Raw genomic sequence first — 17313 nt, forward strand, 5'->3', positions numbered from 1 at the left:
CCGCGGTGGGCAACTGCGAAGAGCAGGAGCGCCGAGAACGCGCGCTATGGACCTGGCGGCCCGCAGCCGTTAGTTTCCAATTTTCCCATGAGGTCCGACATGCTCAAGCTCTACTACGCCACCGGCACCTGCGCGCTCGCCACCTACATGACCCTGGAGGAGGCCGGCGCCGACTACACGGCTGAACGGCTGAGCTTCAAGGACAACCAGCAGAACAGCCCGGAGTACCTCGCGATCAATCCCAAGGGCCGCGTGCCGGCGCTGGTGACCGATCGCGGCGTCCTCACCGAGACGCCGGCGATGCTGGCCTACATCGCGCAGACCTTCCCCAAGGCGAAGCTCGCGCCGCTCGACGATCCCTTCGACTTCGCCCAGGTGCAATCGTTCAACTCCTATCTCTGCTCGACCGCGCACATCAACCATGCCCACAAGATGCGTGGCGCGCGCTGGGCGACGCACGAGAGCTCGTTCGCCGACATGAAGGCGAAGGTTCCGGAGACCATGGGGGCCTGCTTCAAGCTGATCGAGCAGAAGATGTTCAAGGGGCCGTGGGTGATGGGCGACCAGTTCACGGTCTGCGATCCCTACCTCCACACGCTTTCGCACTGGCTGGAGGGCGACAGCGTCGACATCAATGCCACGCCGAAGATCGCCGATCACTTCAAGCGCATGTCGGACCGCCCCGCCGTGCGCAAGGTGATGGACGCGCAGAAGGCGTGAGAGCTTGGAGCTAGCAGGCCGGCTGACCGGGTCTTACGAAGCTAGGTCGGAGTGGCCCATAATTCGCGCTCTCCGGCCGGCTCGATCCGGTAACCATGCTGCTTCAAGATGGACGGCGCCTGTTCGAAGGCGCCGTCGTGCAGGGCCAGGAAGATCGCGCTCCTGTGCTCGGACAAGAGCCGCGCCGCGCCCGTGAGAGCCAGCGTCTCGGCGCCCTCGATATCCATCTTGATCAGGTCCGGAGTGGGAAAATCGTCGAGCCGCACTGTCCTGACAGGCGTGCCCGATCCCGAAATCTTCCCCATGTAACCGTAGGCGCTGGCTCCCTCGTTGGCATGAAAGAAGGTCTCTCCGACCCGATCGGTGACCGCTGCCTCGATGACTTCGGCGTTCTTGATGTTATTGAGATCCAGATGTTTGCGGAGCTTCGTCGCGTTGGCGGAGTTTGCTTCGAACGCAAGGACACGGCCTTGTGGTCCAACAAGCCTGGAAAGCATCAGGGTGTAATATCCGGCGTGTGCGCCGACATCAAAAACCGTTATGCCCGGTTTCACGCGGGCGGCGATCGCCCTGGCATGGTCGCTTTCGTAGGTGCCGAGCCAGCAACTCTGGTTGCCGGCCCCCGCGACCCATTTCAGACCCCGGTTCGGCCCGCTGAGCACCCGCATGACGGACGATGGCGAAACCAGCTTGAACGGAAGACGGATCAACCATCCAAGTGGTTGGTGCGGGCCCAGCATGCTGTTGATCCCCTTCGGTTCCTGTGGCTGGCTCATTAAAGGCACTGAGGGCTCGTATCAAGTCGAGCGACCTGCGACGTCGCTTTGGTGCCTATCGCTTGCCTTTCTCCAGCTCCCGTCCCGTCTCCAGCATCAGCCGCCGTAGCCAGATCGAGCCCGGGTCCATCTGCGCCCGCGTTGGATAGAACAGGAACTGCTCGTCGATCCCTGGATCAAGCGGCGGCGTCACCGTGACGAGGCCGAGCTGTTTCGACAGTGCCGCGATCAGCCGGCGCGGCACGAAGGCGACCAGGTCGGTGCGCGCGGCGACGTGGAGCGCTTCGAGATAGCCTGACACCACCAGCGAAATATGCCGCTCGATGCCCTTGGTACGAAGCCAGATGTCGATCAGATCCTCGCTGGCGCCGCGGATGATCACGCCGACATGGCGCGCCGCCAGGAATGTCTCGCGTCGCTTCAACTTCGCCGCCATCGGATGGCCGCGTCGCACCGCCAGCGCGTCGATGTCGGTGTAGAGCAACTGGCGGTGAAAGCCCTTGAAGGCGTTGCCGATCGAAATGACGAGGTCGATGGTGCGGGCGAAGTCCGCATGGAAGATCGCCGATCCCCGCCACGGCACGACGTCGATGCGGACGTTGGGCGCAAGGCGAGTGACCTTCTCCATCAGTGGCGGCATCAGAAGCTCGACCGCGAGATCCGGCATCATCAGGCGGAATGCCCGCTCGCTGCGTGCCGCGTCGAACTCGTCGGGCACGAACAGCCCGCGCACCTGGTCGAGCGCCTGCGCCAGCGGCGCGCGCAGCGCTTGCGCCCGCGGCGTCAGCTCCATCCGCGCGCCGGTGCGCACCAGCAGCGGATCGCCGAAGATGTCGCGCAGGCGTTGCAGCGCGTGGCTCGTGGCCGGCTGCGACAGCCCGATCCGCATGGCGGCGCGGCTGACATTGGCCTCGCGCAGCAGCGCGTCGAGCGCGGTCAATAGATTGAGATCGAGCGAATTCAAATTCATGAGGTGAATAGATATCATATTCGCTATCGATTTGAAGAATTACCGTCGAGCGGCGATGCTCTCCGTGTTGCCACCAAACGGAGATGCCGCCATGAGCGCGAGCGCCAACAAGAAATTGATGCAGGATATTTTCGCCGCCGCCGCCAGCCCCGACCCGGCTGTGCGCGACCGTTCGCTGTTCACCGCGAGCCTTGCCGACGACGCAAAATGGATCGTGACCGGCCAGTATTCCTGGTCGCGCACGTTCACAGGTAAGGACGAGATCCTCAACGATCTGCACGGCTATGTGCGCACCCGCTTGCGCGACCGGACGCGCACGGTCGCCGAGCGCTTCATCGCCGACGGCGACATCGTCGTGGTGGAGGCCAAGGGCGATAACATCACGCCCGAGGGCGTCCGCTACGACAACGACTATTGCCTGGTGTTTCGGATCGAGAACGGCAAGATCAAGGAGATCCGCGAGTACTGCGACTCGGTCCTGACCGAGAAGGCGCTCGGACCGTTTCCGCAGACGCCGGTGAGGGCCGCGAGCTGAGCTCAGTGAGTGGCGTCGCGTCCGCCGGTCGGTGCGGTCCGTCATGGCGGGCGATTGTCGCGCGGGCCTGGCGGGCCCTGGTCAAGATCATGCAAGCCCGTCGGGAGCGGTCGCGGGACCGGGTTCAGCTCGCCGCCATGACCGAGCGGGACCTGCAAGACTGCGGGATGACCCGGGCGGAGATCGAGTACGAGCTCCATAAACCGCGGCGGCGAAAATAAAGGGGGGGCGGGGCGCATGGCCTCGCCTCCATTTTTTCGACCATTGGCGGGAACCTTTGGGTTCCCGCCAACGTTTGCACAGTTCCGGAGCAATCGCGCTCCGGCATTGCGCGCGTTCGGGAATTTCATGCTGGCCGGGGCTTTGGACGTTTCAACTCGTGTGGGGCACAACTTTCCCGGACTTCGCGAACGATTGAGAGATGCGACTGCGGCCGCGCATCGCGAGCTGGATGCGCAGATGTCCGCATTCGATCTCACCGTCTTCGCCGGCTATCGCCGCTTTCTTCAGGCCAGCGCCGGCGCGCTGCTGCCGCTCGAAGCGGGGCTTGTGGAAGGCGGGGTCGCGAGGCTGTTTACGGACTGGCCCGAGCGCGCACGCAGCGCCGCGATCGCCGCGGACCTCGACCGGCTCGGCGGCGAGGCGCGCGCCACCGTGTCGGTGCCGCCGCTGACGCCCAGCGGCCTGATCGGTACCATGTATGTGCTGGAAGGCTCCCGGCTCGGCGCCAAATTCCTGCTGAAAGCGGTCGCGGATGCGGCCGATCCCCGCATGGCCGCGGCCACGGCCTATCTCGACCATGGTGCGGGAAAACGACTCTGGCAGAGTTTTCTGGCGAAGCTTGCGAGCGAACATAGCTGCGACGAGGACGAGGCGATCGAAGCGGCGCGCAGCGCGTTTGCCGCATTCGAGCAGGCGGCGGATCGCGCATGAACGAGGCGGTCAATCTCACCAATTGCGATCGCGAGCCGATCCACATTCCCGGCAGCGTGCAGCCGTTCGGCTTCCTGCTCACGCTGCTGTCCGACTTCACCATCTGCATGGCCTCGGACAATGCCGGCAGCTTTCTCGGCGCCGACGTCACCGACCTCTTGCAGCGGCCCTTGGCCAGCGTCTTTTCGGAAGCCGCGATCGAGACCATCCGCAGCCGCGTCGACCAGCTCGGCGGTCCTGATTCGACCGAGCGCGTGTTCGGCGTCGAGATCCAGCCCGGCAAGCCGCTCTACGATCTCTCGATCCATTTCTCCGGCGCCTATCTCGTCGTCGAGGCCGAGCCCAGCGTCATCGAGGCGGACGTGAATTCCGGCGAGCTCGTGCGGCTGATGCTGGAGCGGATCCGCAAGACCCGCGGCATGACCGAGCTTGCCCGCGAGGCGGCGCGCCAGCTCAAGGTGCTGACCGGCTTCGACCGCGTCATGGTCTACCAGTTCCATCCGGACGGGTCGGGCGAGGTGATCGCGGAGGCCGCGGAGACGGGCCTCGAAAAGTTTCTCGGCCTGCACTATCCGGCCTCCGACATCCCCAAGCAGGCCCGCATCCTCTATCAGCGCAACTGGCTGCGCATCATCGCGGACATCAATGCGAAGCCGGCGGCGCTGGTGTCGACGGCCACGCACAATGCGGGGCTGCTCGATCTCTCCATGAGCGTGCTGCGCTCGGTGTCGCCGATCCACGTCGAATACTTACGCAACATGGGCGTCGGCGCCTCGATGTCGGTCTCGATCCTGCGCGACGGCAAGCTCTGGGGCCTGTTCGCCTGCCATCATTACTCGCCGCACTACATTTCGTTCGAGAAGCGCACGGCCTCCGAGCTGTTCGGGCAGATGTTCTCCTGGATCGTGGAGGGGCGCGAGCGCGAGGGCGACGTGGCCTACGAGGCCAGCGCCCAGAAGATCCAGGAACGGTTGATCGAGACCGCTGCGACCCACGAGCACAGCCGGCGCGCCATCGTCGACTTCGTCGGCGATTACCGCAGGATGATCGCCTGTGACGGCGTGGCGATCTGGTCCGACAACAAGATCACGCTCGACGGCGAGACGCCGACCGAGGACGAGGTCAAGGAACTCGTCACTTTCATCAACCGCACCTCGCCGGGCCGCATCTGCGCCAGTGCGGAGATTGCAAAGCTCTATGCGGCCGGCGAGGTGTTTCGCGATCGTGCCGCCGGCTTCCTCGCCATTCCGATCTCGCGCACCCCGCGCGACTGCCTGATCTTCTTCCGCCGCGAGGTGTTGCGCTCGGTGACCTGGGCGGGCGCGCCCGAGAAGGTCTATGAGGAAGGCCCGAACGGGCCGCGCCTGACGCCGCGCAAGAGCTTCGAGCTGTGGCAGGAAACGGTCGCGGGCCAGTCGAAGCCGTGGTCGGCGGCGGACATCCGCATCGCCGAGAGCCTGCGCGTGACCCTGCTCGAGGTGATCCTGCAACTCTCCGACCTCGCCGCCCGCGAGCGCCGCGGTGCGCAGGAGCGGCAGGAGCTGATGATTGCCGAGCTCAATCATCGCGTCCGCAACATCCTGAGCCTCGTCCGTGCGCTGGTGGCGCAGAGCAAGGACACCGCCAAAAGCGTCGACGAATTCGCCAGCGTGCTCGGCGGCCGCATCCAGGCGCTGGCGCGCGCCCATGACCAGATCACCAATCTGAACTGGGCGCCGGTGGCGTTGCGCACGCTGCTCGAATCCGAGGCCGGCGCCTATCTCGGCTCGCGTGCGGACCGCGTGAAGATCGGTGGACCGGACGTGGCGCTCGATCCCAAGGCCTTCGCGACGCTGGCGCTCGTCGTCCACGAGATGATGACCAATTCCGCCAAATACGGCGCGCTCGCCGATTCCACCGGCCAGGTCGAGGTGGTGTGGCGGGTCGACCCGAATTCGAGCCTCGAGATCGAATGGAAGGAGAGCGGCGGCCCGCCGGTGCAGCCGCCGTCGCGCCGCGGTTTTGGCACCACCATCATCGAGCGGTCTGTGCCGTTCGATCTCAAGGGCGAAGCCGAAATCCGCTTCGATCTGCTGGGGGTCCAGGCGAGGTTCGTCATCCCGCCAAATTTTGTCGAGCTGGTGCCATCAATCGCAGGAGCCAAAATGCGCGTCGAGGAACAACAGCCCGCCCGCCCCCGCATTTCCGACACGGCCCTCATCGTCGAGGACAACCTCATCATCGCCATGGCGGCGGAGGTCATCCTGCTGGACCTGGGGGCGCGACATGTCGACACGGCAGCGAGCGTCGACCAGGCGCTGCGCGCGATCGAGCGCACCCGCCCGGACTTTGCGCTGCTTGATCTCAACCTCGGCAACGAGAGCAGCATCAAGGTGGCGATGAAGCTGAAGGAGATCGGCGTGCCCTTCATCTTCGCGACCGGCTATGGCGAGCGCGCACCGATCCCGGTCGATCTGGCCTCGGCGCCGGTGGTGCAGAAGCCCTACACGCTGGAAGTGGTCGAGCACGCGCTCGGCAAATTGCAGCAGGCGACGGTCTGACACGCGCCCATCGCCGCGCCGTTTGCAGTGATCTGCATACGCATGCGGGCCGTGCGCCAAATCCGTGCGCAGCTGCCGCTAATATCAGCAGGTTTTATGCGTGGCTTCGGAGACATGCGCGAAAAATCAGAAGGTTCAATTAAGAAGTGTCCCGCATTGTATCGCGGTGCAGCGTGAGTCGCCGGAGAGGTGACGCGCGGCTGCTGGGGTGGCCGTGACGATCGCCGGAGTTGTGCGTCCGCCTGAATTCACATGCATCCGGGTGGAAGTGGGAATGCCGAGCTTTCGTTTGCGGATCAGGGGCCGTCTCTATGCCGGCTTCATGGCACTGGTCGTGGTTGGTCTCGTGATGGCGGTGGTGGCCATCTGGAATTTGCGGTCCGTGCAGGACCAGGTTGCCAAGGCTTCGGCGTTCTCGGACAGCACCGCGCGGGTGCTGGAGATCTCGACCCATCTCCAGGCCATCCAGCGCGCCAATCTGCGCTACATCTACGACGCCAACGAATCCGCGATGCGCGAGGCGTCGGAACGGGAGGCCGCGGCGACCGAGCTGCTCCAGGTCGGCGCCAAGGGGACGCTCTCGGAGGAACGGCGCAGGCTCTACAGCGATCTGATCGCCGACATCGCGAAGATGAAGACGTTGCGTGACAATCTCGGCGACGCCGTCAACGAGGCGCGGACCGGCAAGGCCACGCTGCTGCCGAGCGGCGACGAGCTGACCGTCAAGATGAACAAGCTCTCCGACGTGGCGCGCGCGGCCGTCGACGAGGACACCGCGTCCCTCGTCGCCGACCTCGAATCCCGGCTGCTGCTCGTTCAGATCGCGAACTGGCGCTTCCTGGCCCTGCGCGACACCAAGGGGCCCGCCAACTTCAGGACCAATGTGGACAGGGCGTCGCAGCGGCTCTCGGCGCTCGAAAAGAGCCCGCAGGCGACGGAGCTGCGCGCCACGCTCGCGCCCGTGAAGTCCTCGCTCGGAATCTACAAATCCGCGTTCGAGACCACCTCGGCCGCGATGCTCCAGGCCGACGAGATCTACCACAAGAGCCTCGCGCCGCTCATCGTCGACAGCATCGCCAAGCTCAAGGTCGCCGAAACTGCGCTGAAGAAGGACTACAAGGAGTCGCGCAGCCAGGCCGAAGCCACGATCGACGGCACGACCTCCATGCAGGAGATCGTCGGTGGCGTGGCCACCCTGTTCGGATTGATCGTGGCCGTCCTGATCGCTCGCAGCATCGTCGGGCCGCTGACCTCGATGACGCGGGCGATGGGGCTGCTCGCCGGCGGCGATCTCGCGGTCGAGATCCCCTCGCGCGGCAAGGCGGACGAGATCGGCGACATGGCCAAGGCGATCCAGGTGTTCAAGGACAACATGATCGACACCGAGCGGATGCGTCACGAGCAGACCGAGATCGAGGCGCGGCAGGCCGAGGACCGCAAGAAGGACATGGTCCGGCTGGCCGACCAGTTCGAGCAGGCGGTCGGCGAGATCGTCGACACCGTGTCGTCGGCATCGAACGAGCTCGAGGCCTCCGCCGGCACGCTGACGGCGACGGCGACGCGCGCCCAGGATCTGTCGACCGAAGTCGCTTCCGCCTCGCAGGAAGCCACCGCCAACGTCCAGGCCGTCGCGTCCGCCACCGAGCAGCTGTCGTCCTCGGTGAGCGAGATCGCGCGTCAGGTGCAGGAGTCCGCCCGCATCGCCGGCGAAGCCGTGGGGCAGGCGACTAAGACCAACGCCCGCGTCGGCGAGCTCTCCAAGGCCGCCGCGCGCATCGGCGACGTGGTCGAGCTGATCAGCACCATTGCCGGCCAGACCAATCTGCTGGCGCTGAATGCCACCATCGAGGCGGCGCGCGCCGGCGAAGCCGGCCGCGGCTTCGCCGTCGTCGCTTCCGAAGTGAAGGCGCTGGCCGAGCAGACCGCGAAGGCTACCGGCGAGATCGCCCAGCAGGTCTCCGGCATCCAGGCCGCGACGGAAGAGTCGGTCGGCTCCATCAGGGAGATCAGCGGCACCATCGAGCGGTTGTCGGAAATCTCGTCGACGGTTGCCGCCGCCGTGGAGGAGCAGGGCGCGGCGACGCAGGAGATCTCCCGCAACGTCCAGCAGGCCGCGCACGGCACCCAGCGCGTCTCGACCAATATCGGCGACGTCCAGCGCGGCGCCTCCGACACCGGCTCGGCGTCGTCGCAGGTGCTCTCGGCGGCCCGCTCGCTGTCGGCGGACAGCAGCCGGCTGAAGCAGGAAGTCGCAAAATTCCTGAGCTCGGTCCACGCCGCCTGAGCATGATCCGGAAGTCCAAAGCACAAGGCCACGCGCATGCGCGTGGCCTTTCATCGTGGCAAGTTGTGCTCAGGCCACCTTCGTCGTCATATGCCCGAACATGTTGCGGCGGGCTTCGTCGTCCATCTCGGCCTTGAAGGTGAACTTGTCCTTCAGCGCGATCGCGCGACCGGCGGCCGGCCGTGCCGAGATCTCGTCGATCAGCCGCTTCACGTTCGGGTAGCGCGCGAAGGCGTCGTCGCCGAGCTTGAACGGCACCATCCGCGCCCAGCCCCACAGCGCCATGTCGACGATCGAATAGCTGTCGCCGACCATGTATTTGCGCCCCGCGAGGTGACCGTCGAGAATCTTGTAGTGGCGGTCGGTCTCGTACTGGTAGCGGTTGTGGGCGTAGTCGTGGTTCTGGTCCTTCGGCGCAAAATGCTTGAAGTGCACGGCCTGGCCCGAATACGGGCCGACGCCGGTGGCCACGAACATCAGCCAGGACAGCAATTCGGCGCGGTTCGCCGGGAGGAATTGTCCGGTCTTCTCGGCGAGATGGAGCAGGATGGCGTTGGAATCGAAAACGATCGTGCCGTTGTCGTCGATCGCCGGCACCTTGGCATTCGGATTGATCTTCAGATAGTCCGGCGTGAACTGCTCGCCCTTGCGGGTGTCGACCTTCACGGGCTCGTAGGCCAGGCCGGCCTCCTCGAGGAACAGCGCGACCTTGGTCGGGTTCGGCGACCCGTTGAAATAGAATTTGAGCATCTGGCGTCTCTCCAGTGTTGGTGGTCAACAGCGAACGCGGTTAGTCGTCGAGAGCGGACGCAGCATCATTGCCGCGCGGCGGCCTTCTCATGCCTGAATTTTCGCAGGGAGGGCAACCGGCGAGATTGCCGTGCGGTATCTGCGCGCCGCGCAGACCGGCCGGCGTAACAAAGGCCGACGGTTGCCGTAGAGGCCACGGCGCAGGTGCCGTAGGGTGGGCAAAGCGACTTGTCCGCCATAGCTCGAAGAGCGACGGCGGAAGCGTGCCCACGAATTCCATCAAGCATGAGAGAGGTGGTGGGCACGGCGCTTCGCGCCTTTGCCCACCCTACGAGACCGAATGATCGGAAGCGGCTATTCCGCGGCCATGCCGGCGCGGATCTCGGCGCGGAGTTCGTCGATCAGCTTGAGACCCTTCTTGGTCTCGACATGCCAGAAGGTCCAGCCGTTGCAGGCCTGCGCGCCCTGCGCCACCGCGCCCATGCGGTGGATCGAGCCGACCTTGTCGCCGAACATGATGGCGCCGTCGGCGCGGACCAGCGCGCCGAGCTTCTTCTTGGAGTCGAACAGTTTCGTGCCGGGCATGATCATGCCGCGCTCGATCAGCTCGGAGAACGCCACGCGCGGGGCTTCGCGCGCCGTCATGAACGGGGCGAGGCTCTCTTCCGGCAGCGGCTCGACCGCGGCGATGCGGGCTGCAGCGGCCTTGGCGTAGGTCTTGTCGCGTTCGAAGCCGATATAGGAGCGGCCGAGGCGCTTGGCGACGGCGCCGGTGGTGCCGGTGCCGTTGAAGGGATCGATGACGAGATCGCCGGGCTTCGAGGACGACAGCAGCACGCGCGCGAGCAGGCCTTCCGGCTTCTGCGTCGGATGCACTTTCTTGCCGTCGGCGCCCTTGAGGCGTTCCTCGCCGGTGCACAGCGGGATCAGCCAGTCGGAGCGCGCCTGCACATCCTCGTTGGCCGCCTTCAGCGCTTCGTAGTTGAAGGTGTAGCCCTTGGCCTTTTCATCGCGCGCGGCCCAGATCATGGTCTCGTGCGCGTTGGTGAAACGGCGGCCGCGGAAATTCGGCATCGGGTTGGTCTTGCGCCAGACGATGTCGTTCAGGAGCCAGAAGCCGAGGTCCTGCATGATCGCGCCGACGCGGAAGATGTTGTGATAGGAGCCGATCACCCAGATCGTCGCCGACGGCTTCATCGCGCGGCGCGCGGCCAGCAGCCAGGCGCGGGTGAAATCGTCATAGGCGGAGAATGAATCGAACTTGTCCCAGTCGTCGTTGACGGCGTCAACGTGGGACTCGTCGGGGCGCTTGAGATCGCCCTTGAGCTGGAGATTGTAGGGCGGATCGGCGAACACGAGGTCGACCGAACCAGCCTGAAGCTTCGACATCTCGGCGACGCAATCACCGAGAATGATGCTGTGCGAAGCGGACTCAAAATTTGTGCGGGGCGCCTTTGCAGACGCCCCGCGACGCGACACTACCATGACTCAAGAACTCTGACTCAGGCGACGCTGTCGGCGACGCGGGACCAAACAACCGACTGACCGTTACAATGAAGCGGCAAAGTAAAAGTCGACTTAACGCGCTGCTTTCGTGAGCAGGTCGGACATCGCGCGTTGCGCGCGGGTCGCTGCGCGCATTTGCCGTGTTTTGCAGTGTGTTTCGCGTTTCTTCGCGTTGCGGGAGTGGCTGGAGCTGCAAAAGACTCCAAATTTCTCTCGGAAAAAAATGCTCGGCCCTCGGAAAAAATTGCTGGCGTCGCACGCTGTCGCACTAGCAGGCTGCTGAAAAAGATGCCTTGGATGATGATTTTCGTAATATGCGGCTTGAAAACGAAGCCAGCGATGGGCCTCGATGAGCTCCGCATGCGCTGTATAGGTGGGGTTGGTGGCTCATTTTTGACGCTCCAGACGGATTCATCCCGTCGCGGCCAGCAGCTTTGGGATGCGAACGAGGTTGTAGGCTGCGGCGGTGAACACGAAGAACCACTCGACCAGGCCGCGGCCGCGATGGCGCGTCTTGCGCAGGCCGCCAACCGTCTTGATCCACCCGAACGGCTCCTCGATCAGCTTGCGTTTGATGGTGCTGATCCGATAGCCGGGATGGCGGGTGGTGCGCGCGTCGATCGCCGAGCGGCGGTTGGTGTCGTTCTGCGAGACATGCGGCGTGCAGCCGCGCTCGCGGCAGCCGGCGACGAAGTCGGCAGTGTCGTAGTTCTTGTCGCCGCCGACCGTGCTACCGGGCCGGGCATTGTCCTCGATCATGTCGAGCGCAGTCGCGCGCTCGGCGGTGCCGTTGGCCTCGGTCAACCGCGCATCGACGATGAGTCCGTTGCGATTCTCCGTCATCAGATGCCCCATGTGGCAGAGCTTGGCCTCCTTGCCAGCACCCTTGCGGAACAGGCGGGCGTCGGGGTCCGTCGTCGAGGAATGCGTGGCGTTCTTGCGCTTCTCGCCATGGAAGTCGCGCTCGGCATTGCGGGAGCCGCGATCCTTTCCCGCGGGCGGATCGCCAGCGTCCTTCGGCACGAAGCTCTTCATGCTGGCCCAGGCCTCGATCAGCGTACCGTCAACCGAAAAGTGCTCGCTGGACAGCAGTCCTCGCACCTGCGGCAGGTTCAGCACGGCGACGAAGAACTTGGCGGCGATGTCGCCGTCGAGCAGCCGATCCCTGTTCTTGCAGAACACGGTCGGATTCCACACCGCGTCATCCATCGAAAGACCGACGAACCAGCGAAACAGCAGATTATAGTCGAGCTGCTCCATCAACTGCCGTTCCGAACGCACCGTATAGAAGGCTTGCAGCAGCAGCGCTCGCAAAAGCCGCTCCGGCGGGATCGACGGCCGACCTTCGCGCGAGTAAAGCCTGCTAAAATCGCGCGACAACTCTTTCAGCGCAGCGTCGACCAGGTCGCGGATCGCACGCAGCGGATGATCCGCCGGAACACGCTGCTCCAATCGCACGTAGCTGAATATGCCTTCCGACCGCTGATCTGCCCCGCGCATCGCAATCCCCAGCCCCAAGGAATCAAGCAAATGCAGGGAATCACAATCCGCGCGTCGCGCGAAGCGACTTTTTCAGCAGCCTGCTAGGCAATAATTGCCGAGCGGGATATTGATTAACGCAATGGAAATTTTACGTATGTGGCGCGTTGAGGTTTTCGCGTTTCCGCGCGCCCACGCCATGCAATCGTCGACCTGAGGGAAGCCCACCATGCGCTACGATGATTTTCGCCGCAGCGACGACGTCGAGGATCGTCGCGACGACAGTGGCGGAGGGTTCGGCGGTGGCGGCGGCGGCGGGTTCGGCCTGCCGATGGGCGGTGGCGGCCTTGGCATCGGCACCATCATCGTGCTCGGCCTGGTCGGCTATGCCTTCGGCATCGATCCGCGCATCCTGATCGGCGGCGCCGAGATCCTCACCGGTGGCGGCCAGGCGCCGAGCTACCAGACCGACCGTCCGTCGTCCCAGGCCAAGCGCGGCGCGCCGACCGACGAGATGGGCAGCATGATCTCCGGCATCCTCGGCGAGATCGACGATCGCTGGAGCGAGATCTTCCAGGCCAGCGGCCAATCCTACACCGGCCCGAAGGTCGTGCTGTTCCGCAACGCCACCAATGGCGGCCGCTGCGGCCGCGCGGAGTCGGCGATGGGGCCGTTCTACTGCCCACCGGACCGCACCATCTTCCTCGACACCGCGTTCTTCCGCGAGGTCGAGACGCGCTTCCGCGGCTGCTCGGGCCAGTCCGCGTGCAATTTCACCACCGCCTACATCATCGCGCATGAGGCCGGCCATCACATCCAGAACCTGCTCGGCATCATTCCGAAGGTGACGCGACTGCAGCAGCAGGCCGGCAGCAAGGCCGAGGCCAATGCGCTCCAGGTGAAGGTCGAATTGCAGGCCGACTGTCTGTCCGGCGTCTGGGTCAATCGCGAGGCGAAGAAGCGCCCGAACTTCCTCGAAGCCGGCGACATCGACGCCGCTCTGACCACGGCGAGCGCGATCGGCGACGATACGCTGCAGCGTCAGGCCACGGGGCGCGTCGTGCCCGACTCCTTCACCCACGGCTCGGCCGCGCAGCGCAAGCAGTGGTTCATGACCGGCTATCAGCAGGGCACGCTGCAGGCCTGCAACACGTTCGGCGGCGGCGGGCCGTAGTGGTCACGTGCCCCGGACGCTGCGCAGCACGAAGTGATGCGCTGCAGAGCCGGGGCCCACAATGCCGGTGCTCGCGTCTCTCACAATGGGTCCCGGCGCTGCGCAGCAGCGTTTCACGCTGCAGCGCGTCCGGGACACGAGAGGAATGAGCAATGGCCTCCATCGACGAAACCAAGCAATTCATCCCGCTCAACATCGCGGTGCTCACCGTCTCCGACACGCGTGCGCTCGCCGACGACAAGTCCGGCCAGACGCTGGTCGATCGCCTCACCGCAGCCGGCCATCATCTCGCTGCGCGCGAGATCGTCACCGATGACGTCGAGGCGATCCGCGCCGTTATCCGCCGCTGGGTTGCGGATGCCGGCGTCGATGTCGTCATCACCACCGGCGGCACCGGCTTCACCGGGCGCGACGTCACGCCGGAGGCGATCGAGCCGCTGTTCGAGAAGCGGATGGATGGTTTCTCGATCGCCTTCCACATGCTGAGCCACGCCAAGATCGGCACCTCGACGATCCAGAGCCGCGCCACCGCGGGCGTGACCGGCGCGACCTACATTTTCTGCCTGCCGGGCTCGCCCGGCGCTTGCCGCGACGGCTGGGACGGCATCCTCGCGGCGCAGCTCGACTACCGCACGCGCCCCTGCAATTTCGTCGAGATCATGCCGCGGCTCGACGAGCACCTGCGCAGGCCAAAGGCACAGGGCGCGACGGTGTAACTTCTTCCTTCTCCCCTTGCGGGAGAAGGTGGCGCGAAGCGCCGGATGAGGGGTATCTATCGGCACGGAGTGCCCGGAGAGATACCCCTCACCCTGATGCGTTCGTGTCTTCGAGCGGAGATGCCCTCTCCCGCAAGGGGAGAGGGCGCATTCATGCGCAGCGCGCCAAACTTGGCTAAAGATCCCGCTCCCAGGTCTCGCCCATGAGATCGTGCCCAAAACTGTGATGCGGCTTCGTCGCGACCAGCTCGAAGCCGGCGCTCTTGTAGATGCCGCGTGCGGCGACCAGAATGCTCTGCGTCCACAGCGTCATCCTGCGATAGCCCCGCTCGCGCGCGCCCTGCATGCATTGCTCGACCAGCGCGCGGCCGACACCAAGCCCACGCGCTTTCTTCTCCACCTGCAACAGGCGGAGCTTTGCGATCTCGTCCGTGGCCTTGACCAGGAAGACCGAGCCGACCGGCTCGCCGCCGACTTCCGCGATCCAGCAGTGCTCGCGTGCGGCATCGTAGTTCTTGATGAACTGGGCACAGATCTCGGCGATCAGCGCCTCGTAGCTGATGTCCCAATTGTAGTCCGCGGCATAGGCGGCCGCTTGCTTGGAGATGACCCAGCCCATGTCACCGACGCGATGGCTGCGCAGCACGACGGAAGCGGGCTGGTCTCGACGATGCTCCAGCACGGTCTCGATGGTCGCCATCGCCTGCGTCAGTCGCGTTGCATCGCCGGCGGAAAGCTGCGCCAGCATGGCGGCGACCTCGTTCTGCGAGCTCAGGCTCAGCTTGGCGAAGGTCTGGCGGCCCTTGGCGGTGAGGCTGAGCTGGTACTGCCTACGATCCGCGGGCAGGGGCGTCCGGGTGATCAGTCCCTTTTCGTCAAAGCCTTGGACGATGCGGCTGAGATAGCCGGGGTCGAGACCGAGCTCGGTTCCGATCTCCTTGGCCGCAAGGTCGTCGCGATTTGCGAGCTCATAGAGCACGCGGGCCTCGCTGAGCGAGAACGGACTGTTTCCCAAATGCTGGTCGAGCACGCCGAGCTTGCGGGTATAGAAGCGGTTGAAGGCGCGAACCGCTGCGATCTGGTCGTCGGTACCGTCGAATGCCATGGGACACCTCAATAATTGCCATTGTCAAATAATTATTTGACTTTGGCAAGTATTAGGTGGCCTCACGCGACCATGACGATCCGGCTGCGCAGCATCGTCCGGGAGGAGCGGCCGAGCCGCCGGAGCAGCCGGGCCTCGGACCGGCGGGCCTGGGGCGGGTAGCCGCCGATCCGGTCATAATGATCGCGCGCGATCAAAAGCCCCTGATCGCCGAGGGGGCCGACCAGCTTGCGCGCCACGGACCACAGGACGTCGCGGAAGCCGGTATCGGCGTAAGGCGAGCGGGCATAACGGAACACGGCCGCACGATCCCGGCCGCTGGCCGCGACGGCCTGGATGAACTGGGTGGTCTCCTCGATCCAGCCGGTGTCCAGCACCGCGCCGGCGGGAAGGAACATCAGCCAGGGCGAGCGGGCCTCGCGCGCGCCGGCGGCTAGCGCCGCGCCTTGCGTCGAGCCCTCGCAATCGACGAAACGGCAGCCGGCGACGTCGGCAACGCGCGCAATGACGCCGTTGCTTGTGCCGTCGACCAGCAGGACTTCCTTGATGATGCCCGCGGCGGCACCAGGGACCAGCGCGGCCAGAGTTGCGACCGCGGTCTGCTCGACGCCTTCGGTCGGAATGATGACGCTCAGCATGATTGAGACTTCGATGTCCGCAATTCGGGAGAAGCGTAACTCGTTATGATGTTGTCATAAACACGCTGCGGTGCCGAGTGCAACTTTTCGGCTGTGCCCTCGGCGTGCGATGGTAAACTTGCGCGGGCCCGGCGCAGCCGAATATGTCGTGCGCGGGGGGCCAAATTGCCGAATGTTTCGGCGAATATCGGTTTCGCGAGCTTTAAGCAGGGCGTTTCTCTGCCGATATCGTGGGTGACAGCTGTTCCCGAGCGGATGGGAAAAACCTGCAGCCGCCGTTGCGCAGAACGAGATCAAGTCCAATGAACGCCGATCAACTTCCTGTTGCCGCAACACTCGCATCGCCGAAGCCGGCCGCTGCGCCGACCTTGCGGATCCGCGCCGTAATGCTGGGCGAACGCATCAATCCATCGGGGCTCGAGATCGGGCCGACGGTCTCCTCGACGCCGGCTGCCTTCCGGGTCCACGGCGGCCTCGCCGTGATCTTCCGCTACGGCGTCGTGGTGCTGATCGGCCTTCTGCCTTCGGAGGAGAAGGTGCTGCTCGACGGTCTCAAGTCCCGCGTGACGGGCGAGCTCAGCCCCCACGAAGAGGAGACCGCGCAGGCTCAGCTCTGCCACGATGAAAATGCCGAGGCGATCCAGCCGGGCGGGCCGATCAACCTCTCGAAATTTTCCGACGAGCGGCTGCTGCTGATCGCGGACGCGCTCGCCAAGAGCACGTCGCTGGCGCGCGACGAACGCCGCGTCGCTGCGGTCTTCGACGTCATCGAGCCCTTCGCGCGGGAGCTCGCCGAGAAAGGCCGGACGTCGCGGCGACGCAGGGGCATCCTGCAGCTCATCGGCAATGCGCTGCTGGTCCAGCAACGCGTCGCCGGCCGCGTCGCGGTGGCCGAAAAGCCCGACGCGCTCTGGGAAAAACCGCAGCTCGATCGCCTCTATGCGCGTCTCGAAGACGAGTACGAGCTGAAGGAACGCCTCGACACGCTCGAGCGCAAGCTCACGGTCGTCGCAGAAACGGCCGATGCCCTGACCGACATCATCGACACCCAGCGCTCGCTCCGGCTCGAGATCGCGGTGGTGGTGCTGATCGTGATCGAAGTGGTGATCGGCTGCATCCAGATCTTTGCCGGGGTTCACTGAGCTTAGGGCCGCAAGTTCAGTCCTCATCCTGAGGAGCCCGCCAGG

At 65.0% G+C, this 17313-nt stretch carries 16 protein-coding genes; 9 read left to right on the forward strand and 7 right to left on the reverse strand.

What is annotated here, in order from left to right; all coding sequences use genetic code 11:
* The first annotated feature begins 99 nt into the window (after positions 1 to 99).
* Positions 100 to 720, forward strand: a complete 621-nt coding sequence (locus tag NLM32_RS12835) for a glutathione S-transferase family protein (RefSeq protein WP_254129338.1) — start codon at positions 100 to 102, stop codon at positions 718 to 720.
* A 41-nt stretch (positions 721 to 761) separates the two neighbouring features.
* On the opposite strand, the gene NLM32_RS12840 is transcribed toward NLM32_RS12835, so the two are convergent.
* Together NLM32_RS12840 and NLM32_RS12845 are read right to left on the reverse strand one after the other, a co-directional pair.
* A complete protein-coding gene (locus NLM32_RS12840; RefSeq protein ID WP_254129339.1) occupies positions 762 to 1496 on the reverse strand; it encodes an FkbM family methyltransferase in 735 nt (244 codons plus the stop codon).
* A gap of 55 nt (positions 1497 to 1551) precedes the next feature.
* The gene (locus NLM32_RS12845) at positions 1552 to 2466 is read right to left on the reverse strand and encodes a LysR family transcriptional regulator (RefSeq protein WP_254129340.1); all 915 of its coding nucleotides are present in this window, start codon (positions 2464 to 2466) and stop codon (positions 1552 to 1554) included.
* A gap of 91 nt (positions 2467 to 2557) precedes the next feature.
* Between NLM32_RS12845 and NLM32_RS12850 the strand changes: the two genes are divergently transcribed.
* The 5 genes from NLM32_RS12850 to NLM32_RS12870 all read left to right on the forward strand — a co-directional run bounded on the left by NLM32_RS12850 (position 2558) and on the right by NLM32_RS12870 (position 8758).
* Positions 2558 to 3001 (forward strand): nuclear transport factor 2 family protein, encoded by a 444-nt coding sequence (locus tag NLM32_RS12850; RefSeq protein WP_254129341.1) that lies wholly within the window; start codon positions 2558 to 2560, stop codon positions 2999 to 3001.
* Positions 3002 to 3090: 89 nt separating this feature from the next.
* Complete coding sequence (locus NLM32_RS12855; protein ID WP_254135297.1) at positions 3091 to 3222, forward strand: DUF1127 domain-containing protein; 132 nt, start codon at positions 3091 to 3093, stop codon at positions 3220 to 3222.
* A 127-nt stretch (positions 3223 to 3349) separates the two neighbouring features.
* The gene (locus NLM32_RS12860) at positions 3350 to 3934 is read left to right on the forward strand and encodes a biliverdin-producing heme oxygenase (protein ID WP_254129342.1); all 585 of its coding nucleotides are present in this window, start codon (positions 3350 to 3352) and stop codon (positions 3932 to 3934) included.
* Complete coding sequence (locus NLM32_RS12865) at positions 3931 to 6474, forward strand: HWE histidine kinase domain-containing protein (protein ID WP_254129343.1); 2544 nt, start codon at positions 3931 to 3933, stop codon at positions 6472 to 6474. The genes NLM32_RS12860 and NLM32_RS12865 overlap by 4 nt, the downstream gene beginning before the upstream one ends.
* Positions 6475 to 6748: 274 nt before the next feature.
* Positions 6749 to 8758 carry a methyl-accepting chemotaxis protein gene (locus NLM32_RS12870; protein ID WP_254129344.1) on the forward strand — a complete coding sequence of 670 codons (2010 nt, stop codon included), beginning with the start codon at positions 6749 to 6751 and terminating at the stop codon, positions 8756 to 8758.
* 69 nt (positions 8759 to 8827) lie between these two features.
* Here the strand turns inward: NLM32_RS12870 and NLM32_RS12875 are convergent, their stop codons facing one another.
* The 3 genes from NLM32_RS12875 to NLM32_RS12885 form a co-directional block, all read right to left on the reverse strand.
* Positions 8828 to 9508 carry a glutathione S-transferase family protein gene (locus NLM32_RS12875; protein ID WP_254129345.1) on the reverse strand — a complete coding sequence of 227 codons (681 nt, stop codon included), beginning with the start codon at positions 9506 to 9508 and terminating at the stop codon, positions 8828 to 8830.
* Between the two features lie 354 nt (positions 9509 to 9862).
* Positions 9863 to 10993, reverse strand: a complete 1131-nt coding sequence (locus tag NLM32_RS12880; RefSeq protein ID WP_283045604.1) for a site-specific DNA-methyltransferase — start codon at positions 10991 to 10993, stop codon at positions 9863 to 9865.
* A 432-nt stretch (positions 10994 to 11425) separates the two neighbouring features.
* A complete protein-coding gene (locus NLM32_RS12885) occupies positions 11426 to 12514 on the reverse strand; it encodes an IS5 family transposase (protein WP_254128493.1) in 1089 nt (362 codons plus the stop codon).
* A 208-nt stretch (positions 12515 to 12722) separates the two neighbouring features.
* Between NLM32_RS12885 and NLM32_RS12890 the strand changes: the two genes are divergently transcribed.
* Positions 12723 to 13667, forward strand: a complete 945-nt coding sequence (locus NLM32_RS12890) for a neutral zinc metallopeptidase (protein WP_254129347.1) — start codon at positions 12723 to 12725, stop codon at positions 13665 to 13667.
* 152 nt (positions 13668 to 13819) lie between these two features.
* Positions 13820 to 14383, forward strand: a complete 564-nt coding sequence (moaB, locus tag NLM32_RS12895; protein ID WP_234681812.1) for a molybdenum cofactor biosynthesis protein B — start codon at positions 13820 to 13822, stop codon at positions 14381 to 14383.
* A gap of 175 nt (positions 14384 to 14558) precedes the next feature.
* Here the strand turns inward: moaB and NLM32_RS12900 are convergent, their stop codons facing one another.
* Positions 14559 to 15488 carry a helix-turn-helix domain-containing GNAT family N-acetyltransferase gene (locus NLM32_RS12900; protein WP_254129348.1) on the reverse strand — a complete coding sequence of 310 codons (930 nt, stop codon included), beginning with the start codon at positions 15486 to 15488 and terminating at the stop codon, positions 14559 to 14561.
* A 62-nt stretch (positions 15489 to 15550) separates the two neighbouring features.
* On the reverse strand, positions 15551 to 16126 hold the full coding sequence (locus tag NLM32_RS12905; RefSeq protein ID WP_254129349.1) for a glycosyltransferase: 576 nt from the start codon (positions 16124 to 16126) through the stop codon (positions 15551 to 15553).
* Between the two features lie 302 nt (positions 16127 to 16428).
* On the opposite strand from NLM32_RS12905, the gene NLM32_RS12910 reads away from it, so the two are divergent.
* Complete coding sequence (locus NLM32_RS12910; protein ID WP_254129350.1) at positions 16429 to 17268, forward strand: RMD1 family protein; 840 nt, start codon at positions 16429 to 16431, stop codon at positions 17266 to 17268.
* The last annotated feature ends 45 nt before the right edge of the window (positions 17269 to 17313 follow it).

The organism is Bradyrhizobium sp. CCGUVB14 (genome assembly GCF_024199935.1).
In the GTDB taxonomy this organism is placed as follows: Bacteria; Pseudomonadota; Alphaproteobacteria; order Rhizobiales; family Xanthobacteraceae; genus Bradyrhizobium.